The organism is Rahnella sp. ChDrAdgB13, from assembly GCF_017655185.1.
Classification (GTDB): Bacteria; Pseudomonadota; Gammaproteobacteria; order Enterobacterales; family Enterobacteriaceae; genus Rahnella; species Rahnella contaminans.
Window position 1 is genome coordinate 1 of sequence record NZ_JAEMGT010000191.1, and the last position, 5,417, is coordinate 5,417.

Annotated in this window: 4 protein-coding genes and 1 pseudogene; 3 read left to right on the plus strand and 2 right to left on the minus strand. The window is 50.5% G+C overall.

The features are described from left to right. Window positions 1-273 (minus strand): PAAR domain-containing protein (locus J8X26_RS26375; RefSeq protein ID WP_208952494.1); only part of this gene is annotated, 273 nt, incomplete at its 3' end. Between the two features lie 58 nt (window positions 274-331). Next, a complete protein-coding gene (locus J8X26_RS26380) occupies window positions 332-982 on the minus strand; it encodes a recombinase family protein (RefSeq protein ID WP_208952495.1) in 651 nt (216 codons plus the stop codon). Between the two features lie 167 nt (window positions 983-1,149). On the opposite strand from J8X26_RS26380, the pseudogene J8X26_RS26385 reads away from it, so the two are divergent. The 3 genes and pseudogenes from J8X26_RS26385 (at window position 1,150) to J8X26_RS26395 (ending at window position 5,142) form a co-directional block, all read left to right on the plus strand. Continuing rightward, a pseudogene (locus J8X26_RS26385) lies at window positions 1,150-4,127 on the plus strand (Tn3 family transposase). A gap of 40 nt (window positions 4,128-4,167) precedes the next feature. Continuing rightward, window positions 4,168-4,701, plus strand: a complete 534-nt coding sequence (locus J8X26_RS26390) for a phospholipase D family protein (protein ID WP_208952497.1) — start codon at window positions 4,168-4,170, stop codon at window positions 4,699-4,701. 183 nt (window positions 4,702-4,884) lie between these two features. After that, a complete protein-coding gene (locus J8X26_RS26395) occupies window positions 4,885-5,142 on the plus strand; it encodes a replication regulatory protein RepA (protein ID WP_208952498.1) in 258 nt (85 codons plus the stop codon). Window positions 5,143-5,417 lie beyond the last annotated feature (275 nt).

Sequence of the window (5,417 nt, forward strand, 5' to 3'; positions counted from 1 at the left end):
CGGCATCGTGCTGGTATACTGTGTGGCAGAACCGAAAACGTAGTGGTCCGGGCAATGACACAACACTCTGTCACCCGTGGCAACATAAGCCCGTCCTTCTTCGGCCCAGTCCTGCGCAGAAGCTAGAAGTTCAAAATAACCATTACATTTGCTGCATGAGGCTTTATCGCCGGTCCGGGCTATTGCTTTATTTCCTTCAAACCAGGATGCCGTTGCCGAAATAATTTCTCCGTAACTCGTTTTGTCGCCAAGGCAGGCCAGTGATCTTGCCATTATTAATCCCTCAATATATAAGCGGTTATACTCACCGGTATCATACAACAATCACAACTTAACCCAAATCACTCGCTTCTGATTGCCGGTACAGTGCCTGAATGCGGCATATCTGGGAGGGGCTGTACCCTGTCGCGTCTGCCGTTTCGCGGATGCTCAGTTTCTTGACCTGCCGGTAGTACAGAACTTTCTGATGCCGTTCCTGATCAGCCTGTTTGCCCCGATATTTCCCCAGTGTATGGGCCCGTTCAATTCCCTGTTTTTGCCGCTGGCGGCGGCTCAGCCAGTCCTTATGTGACATTGCGGCCATCAGGTCGATAAGCATGTTATTGATGGCGGTTATCACGGCGCGGGTGATTGGGTCAGCCTGCGAAGGATCTTTATCTGACAATGCCTGCCATGAGGTGGGTACATCCAGGCTGACAATCCGCAGCTCGTGTTGTTCTATCTGCTTTTTCAGCGTCGTCCAGTCGCTGTTGCTCAGACGTGTCAGGCGGTCTATCTGCTCGACCAGCAAGATATCATTGTGGTGACTGTCCATCAGTAAGCGTCCCAGCTCCGGGCGGTCAAGTTTTGTACCGCTGATATTCTCCCGGTAATAGCTGGCGATTTTATGCCCCCGTTCATGAACGAACTGCTCCAGCATCTCTTTTGCCCGATCGGCGAACTGATCTTCCGTCGAAGCCCTCAAATAAGCTCTGATGAACATTTTTTCACCATGTTATCGCATTTAGGTTATTGCATTTATTCTATCGCATATAGGTTATGTCATTCATAGTGTGCCGTCACGTTTCGGTTATGGCGTCAGGGTGCACCCCATTGCGATAGCCATTTTTGTTAAAAATAACACACTGAATAATTTACAAGGAAAACTATATGGCACGGAGGCAGATTCTTTCTCTGTCTGAAAGAGAATCGTTACTGGCATTACCGGACGATGAGTTAACGCTGACCCGAATGGCCTATTTCAATGAACATGATCTGGCGCTTATCAGTGCCCATCGTAAACCCGCCAGCCGTTTTGGTTTTGCCGTCCTTCTTTGCTATCTGAAAAATGTCGGCTTTGCCCCGGATAAAAAAATCCCACCCTCTGACGCGCTGTTGAAGCATATCGCCAGCAGGCTAAAGGCTACCGGGGATCTCTGGCCTGCTTACCTTTCCGGCAGGGATACGACCCGGCGTGAGCATCTAACCGAACTGTACCGCTATCTTGGCGTCAAAGCATTCACCGGCAAAATACAGCAGGACTGTATTACACACCTGCTGCCGATGGCGACGCGCACCGATAAAGGTATTCTCCTGGCCGAAGAGTTGCTGGTCTGGCTCCGGCAGAACAACGTGATAATCCCCGCGATTGATGTTGTGGAGCGTACCTGCGCGGAGGCCATGGCTGGCGGGGATAAAATCGTGTTTCAGACCCTGAATGCCCCGTTAACTCCGGCTCACAGGGATGCCCTGGATCGTTTACTTGAGTCATCAGATAATCAGCCTTCCAGGCTGACATGGCTTCTGCAACCGCCGGGTAAAATCAATGGAAAGAACGTGCTGCAACATCTTGATCGGCTCAGCAGCATTGAATCGCTGGCATTACCTGAAGGTATAGATCGTACCATTCACCAGAACCGGTTGCTGAAACTGGCGCGGGAAGGCCGAAAGATGAGTAGCCGGGATTTGACCCGATTTTCAGCAGCCCGGCGTCATGCGATCCTGGTGTGCGTGCTGGAAGAAGCCAGAGCCACACTGACAGACGAAGTGATTGAACTGCATGAGCGAATGTTGAACAGCCTGTTCAGCAAAGCTAAAAGAACCCAGGCTGAGCGCCTTCAGCAGACCGGAAAGCTGATCCAGTCAAAACTGAGGCAGTATATCGATGTCGGTCAGGCACTATCTGATGCCCGCGATTCCGGTGGTGATCCATGGCTCGCAATAGAAAACATACTCCCATGGACTGAGTTTGTCGCCAGTCTGGAGGAAACACGCTATCTCGCAAGAAAAAATAATTTTGACCCGTTGCATATTATTACTGAGAAATACAGCACATTACGGAAATATGCCCCGCGCATGTTGTCCGCTTTGCAGTTAGTCGCCACCCCGGCAGCGCAACCTCTGGCTGATGCACTGGTTGTGATCAAGGATATGTACCGTAAGCAGTCACGTAAAGTTCCGGCGACAGCGCCGCTTGAGTTTGTCCCTGAAAGCTGGCGCAAGGTGGTGATGACACCTGCGGGTATTGATCGGCAGTATTATGAATTTTGTGCGCTCAACGAGCTTAAGGGGGCGTTGCGCTCCGGGGATATATGGGTTAAAGGTTCGCGCCGCTACAAAAATTTTGATGATTACCTCATACCCGAAAAGGACTTTAACAAACTCTCACCGGGGCTGCCACTGCCCGTCTCTGCTGATTATCATGAGTACATTACCAGCCGTATGGCCCTGCTTCAGTCCAGACTTGAAGAGGTTAATGCCATGGCAGCCCTTGGTGAACTGCCCGATGTGGAAATATCCGACAGGGGCGTAAAAATCTCTCCGCTGGATAACTGCGTTCCGGTGCAGGTTTCACCGCTGGCAGAGCTGGTTTACAGCATGCTACCGCGTCCTAAAATCACAGAAATTCTCGACGAGGTAAACAGCTGGACGACATTTACCCGACATTTTTCGCATGTAAAAAATGACACAACCCGGCCCGATATCCGCCTGCTCCTCACCACCATTCTTGCGGATGGCATCAATCTTGGCCTGACCAAAATGGCAGAAGCCTGCCCCGGGAGCACCAAATCATCACTCGAAGATATTCAGGCATGGTACATCCGTGACGAAACCTATTCAGCCGCCCTTGCAGAGCTGGTGAACGCGCAGGGGAAACGACCGTTAGCGGCATTCTGGGGAGACGGGACAACATCATCATCAGATGGACAGAATTTCAGGACTGGCAGCTCAGGCCGCTACGCAGGGCAGGTTAACCCGAAATACGGGCAGGAGCCAGGACGTCAGTTTTATACCCATATTTCGGATCAATACAGCCCGTTTTACACCTGCATAATCAGTCGGGTCAGGGATTCAACCCATGTGCTCGATGGCTTGCTGTACCACGAAAGCGACCTGGAAATCAGGGAGCATTACACCGATACAGCGGGTTTCACCGATCATGTCTTTGCCCTGATGCATCTGCTGGGATTTGCGTTCTGTCCACGAATTCGGGATCTCCACGACAAAAAGCTGTTTATCAAAGGTAAAGCGGATCAATATCCGGCGCTACAGTCGCTGATATCCACGACCAGCCTGAACCTGAAAGAGATCGAGATTCACTGGCGTGAGGTACTGCGTCTGGCGACCTCGATAAAGCAGGGAACCGTCACGGCATCCCTGATGCTGAAAAAGCTGGCCAGCTACCCCAAGCAAAACGGACTTGCCAAAGCACTGAGAGAAATTGGCCGCATTGAACGAACGCTGTTTATGCTCGACTGGTTCCGCGATCCTGCACTGCGTCGGCGGGTACAGGCGGGGCTGAATAAAGGAGAAGCCCGTAACGCACTGGCGCGGGCGGTATTTATGCACCGGCTGGGAGAAATCAGGGACAGGAAGCCGGAAAATCAGAGCTATCGCGCCAGTGGGCTGACGCTTCTGACGGCTGCGATCTCGCTGTGGAATACTGTGTATATGGAAAGGGCGATCGATGCCCTGAAGGGTAAGGGACTAAAGATCAACGAACAACTGCTGTCGCATTTGTCGCCGCTAGGCTGGGAGCACATCAATCTGACAGGCGATTATATCTGGAAAAGCAACCGGATACCGGCTTCCGGTAAGTTTCGTCGGCTGAGGCCCGGTAAAGTAGAAAGGTCAAAAAACAACCTTAACGTACAATAATTTTCGATATCCAAACTGACCCCAATAACAATGAATAAATATTTACCTGCGGCCGCGTTGGTCACGGCACTTGTATTACCCGTGGGCGCGGCGCTGGCTGCCCCGTCCATCGATGTCGGATTTTCTCCGGAGGGAAGTGCATTACAGCTGGTTATGAGAACGATAGACAACGCGCAACAGAATATCCGCCTTATGGGGTACTCGTTTACCTCCCCTGAAGTGGCCCGCGGCCTGGTTGCGGCTAAACGTCGGGGCGTGGACGTCAAGGTGGTGGTCGATGAGAAGGGTAACAAAGGGAAAGCCAGCGTGGCCGCGATGAATTTGCTGGTTAATGCAGACATTCCTGTACGCACTATTAGTAAATACAAAATTAGCCATGACAAAGTAATTATTGTTGATAATCAGACGATTGAAACTGGCTCGTTTAACTATACTCGCAGCGCTGCGGAAGCGAATTCGGAGAATGCTCTTGTTGTGAGTGGATTGCCTGCACTGGCTCAAACGTATCTCGTGCACTGGCAGTCCCGCTGGGATGACGGTACTGACTGGCACTCATCCTATTGAGAAGAAACTACCCCGAACGGTAATTTCTCTGCCTCCTCTAAAAATCTTTGTCACTTAAGTTATGCATTTTTGCGATGTGGCCCGCGCCAACGGGTCTGCAGAAATGCTATTTATGCTGCCGAGTTACAGAAACTGTAGTAGGCTTTCTCAAGTGATCCTATTTTGATCTTTGAGGAGGCAGAAATGTCACATATCGAAAATGCAGTAACTTCCTCAACGAAACCTAAGCGTCCCTACAGAAAAGGCAATGCACTTAGCGATGCCGAAAAGCAGCGAATGGCCACTGCCCGTAAAAGAGCGACGCATAAAGAAGTTAAAGTGTTCATCGAACCACAGCTTAAAGAACTGCTTATGAGCATGTGTGAAGAAGATGGCTTAACCCAGGCGGAAGTACTTGAACAGTTGATAGAGCGTGAAGCGCGAGACAGGAATTTAGCCTAATGGGCTTACTTTCTTGATCCTTTCCTTATTGAGTGCTAGATTGCTGATCAGTTAGAGAATTTTTTGGCTGGCCACGCCGCAAGGTGGCAGGGAATGGGTTTGTGTAGGTAATTTTACAAACCCAGAAAAGCAAAAACCCCGAATATCTTCTCATTTCTTGGCGGGAACGAAAGATAGTCGGGGCTCACTAAAACTGTATAGAGTTGTTGCTCTATGCAGGGAGTATAGATTTATGCCTTTTAAAGGTCAACTCCTCCGGCGCAACATAAGTGCTG

Bases quoted from the DNA above. Each gene is read 5' to 3' on its own strand.
- J8X26_RS26380 (WP_208952495.1), bottom strand. From the start codon at position 982: ATGTTCATCAGAGCTTATTTGAGGGCTTCGACGGAAGATCAGTTCGCC.
- J8X26_RS26390 (WP_208952497.1), top strand. From the start codon at position 4,168: ATGAATAAATATTTACCTGCGGCCGCGTTGGTCACGGCACTTGTATTA.
- J8X26_RS26395 (WP_208952498.1), top strand. From the start codon at position 4,885: ATGTCACATATCGAAAATGCAGTAACTTCCTCAACGAAACCTAAGCGT.